The sequence below is a fragment of the Streptomyces sp. NPDC088246 genome, assembly GCF_044741025.1.
Classification (GTDB): domain Bacteria; phylum Actinomycetota; class Actinomycetes; order Streptomycetales; family Streptomycetaceae; genus Streptomyces.
In genome coordinates, this window is sequence record NZ_JBIURV010000178.1 from 1 (window position 1) to 1,253 (window position 1,253).

The 1,253-nt window shown below is 71.4% G+C and carries 1 protein-coding gene; it reads right to left on the reverse strand.

From position 1 onward, the window contains the following. A partial coding sequence (locus ACIPEK_RS46700) for a condensation domain-containing protein (protein WP_402009149.1) occupies positions 1-1,253 on the reverse strand: 1,253 nt, incomplete at both ends.

The following is a 1,253-nucleotide window of genomic DNA, read 5'->3' on the forward strand; positions in this document are numbered from 1 at the left end:
GCGACCGGGGTGCCGACCACCACGTCGTCCGAACCCGCGTACCGGCCCAACAGCACATCGAAGGCCGCCAGGAGCGTCATGAACATCGACGCCCCGCACTCCCTCGACAACTCCCGCAACCCCTGAGCCGTCCGCGCCGACACACTGAACCCCTGCACCGCACCCGCAGAAGAACGAACCGCAGGACGCGGCCGGTCGATGGGCAGGTCGAGTTCGGGGGCGCCGGCCAACGTGGAGCGCCAGTACCCGAGCTGGGCGTCGAGGACGTCTCCCGTCAGCCACTCGCGTTGCCACGCCGCGAAGTCCGCGTACTGCACGGCCAGCGGCGGCAGCGGGTCCGGCTCCCCGGCCCGGAACGCTTCGTAGAGGGCGGTCAGCTCACGCCGCAGGATCTGCCCCGACCACTCGTCCGATACGACGTGGTGCATGGCCATGGCGAGGAGGTGCTCGTCGGGCCGCACGCGGATGAGCGTGGCGCGGATCAGGGGTCCGGCCGCCAGATCGAACGGCGTGACGGCGTCCGCGATCATCACCTCGCGCGCCGTGGCGAGGGGGTCGGCGTCGCCGGACACGTCCGCCACCACGAGCGGGAAGGGCTGCGGCGAGTCGATCACCTGATGCGGTACGCCGCCGAGGCCGGCAACGAGCCTGGTCCGCAGTACCTCGTGCCGAGCCACCACCGCGCTCAGCGCGTCACCCAGCGCCGCGATGTCCAGGCCGCCGTTCCAGACGACCGGCTGGGGCACGTTGTACTCGGCGGATCCGGGTTCCATCTGGTCGAGGAACCACAGGCGCTGCTGCGCGAACGACAGCGCCAGCGGCTCGCCCCTGTCGACGGCGGCCATGGGCGGCACCACCACACGGTTGCCGGCCTCGTCGATCAGAGCAGCCAGCTCCCGTACCGTCGGGCGGTCGAACAGCGCGGCCAGGGGTACCTCGGCCGCGAACACGTCCCTGATACGTGAGACCACCTGGGTGGCGAGCAGCGAGTGCCCGCCCAGCTCGAAGAAGTCGTCGACTGCGCCGACCTGGTCCACGCCCAGCACCGTGGACCAGACATCCGCAAGAAGCTCCTCGGTCACGCTCGTCGGCGCAACGAAACCCGCCATGCCCTGGCGGACTGCCTCCGGGGTCGGAAGCGCGGCCCGGTCGATCTTGCCGTTCGGGGTGAGGGGCAGCGCGGCCAGCTCCACGAAGACCGACGGGACCATGAACCCGGGCAGCCGCTCCGCCGCGAAGGCCCGCAGCTCGCC